The sequence below is a fragment of the Streptomyces sp. NPDC001393 genome (assembly GCF_053597455.1).
The window spans coordinates 1-1,168 of the sequence record NZ_JBSFIH010000166.1; the positions used below are offsets into that span (position 1 = coordinate 1).

Consider the following 1,168-nt stretch of genomic DNA (forward strand, 5'->3'; position numbering starts at 1 on the left):
GGCGGATCTTCCGCAGAGCGCGTTGCAGCCCCAACCTCATGGCCGTCATCGCCAAAGCCATCCTCACTCTGGAGAGGCAACGCTGAAAGGGCTCAATGGATGCCGTGCATCGCCGGTGCGCACCACTGGACCGGGTGCGCGGCATCGGGTCCACTCAGTGGCCGGCCTCCCGGCCGCGGTGCGGTGCGGGCTCCTGCGGGCGGTGCGCCTGCTGGTCGTTCGCGCGCACCGGGTACGCTCCACCGGCATCGTCCTGTTCGGCGTAGCGGTCCGTGCGAGCGCGGGAGTCGTCGGCCGCCTTGGTGAACGCGTCCTGGAGGTGGCGCAGCCGCTCGGCCGTGAGGTCGAGGGCCTCCACGTCCGTGCGGGACTCCCGCAAGGCCCGCAGCGCGGTCAGGTCGACCGCCTCCCGGGGTTCGGCCTCCGGCTCCTGGTCGTCGTGCTCGGGGTCGACGGCCGGGGGCGCGAGCAGCTGCTCGGGCATCGCCGCCTGCTGGTGTGCGACGACGTCGTACGCCGGGCCCCGCACGGCGGTGGTGGTGCGCAGCTTCTCCCGCACCACCGCACCGGCGAGGACGGCCCGGTCGTAGCTCAGTGGGAGGCGGGGTATCTCCCACTCCCCCGCTGTCTGGCCCGGGGCCCGGGGCGCAGCCGGCGCGCCGGGATCGGCCAGGGGTTCCCGGTCCGGGTCGGGCATGGGGGTTGGTGGGCGGCGCCGGGCGGGGAGGTCGGTCAGCGCCCACCGTGCTGTGTAGAGGCGGTAGCCGGACTCCAGGCCGCGCACGGTCTTCGGCTCGCTGATGTCCAGGCAGTGAGTGGAGATAGCGGCGGCCACGATTCTGTCGTCCAGGCCAGGGTCGCGGCGGCAGCCGCGCAGGACGAGAGCGAGGCGGCGGCGGGCTTCGGCGAGCAGGTGCCGGCGGTGGAAGCGGCCGCCGTCGTGCATCACGAACACCGCCACGGTGACGTCGACGGCCGCCAGGGCGACATCGACCACGGCGGCGACCCGGGCCCGGATCGCCGCAGCCGCGGCGCGGGCGTACTCGAACAGGGAGTTGATGACGTCGGCGGCGACCCCGGAGGTGCGGATCGCGCTCTCCTTCCACTCCTTGCGCAGCTTGGCGAGGGGCCGGGCCTTCTGCTTCGGCGGGCGCGTCATCTTCGCGGC

1 protein-coding gene and 1 pseudogene are annotated in these 1,168 nt (G+C 74.0%); one reads left to right on the plus strand and one right to left on the minus strand.

Annotated features, from left to right (window positions below):
• Positions 1 to 86, plus strand: a pseudogene (locus tag ACWC2T_RS46095) (IS5/IS1182 family transposase); the annotation flags it as partial.
• A gap of 68 nt (positions 87 to 154) precedes the next feature.
• Here the strand turns inward: ACWC2T_RS46095 and ACWC2T_RS46100 are convergent.
• Positions 155 to 1,168, minus strand: a 1,014-nt coding sequence (locus ACWC2T_RS46100) for a hypothetical protein (RefSeq protein ID WP_450676252.1), incomplete at its 5' end; no start/stop codon positions are given.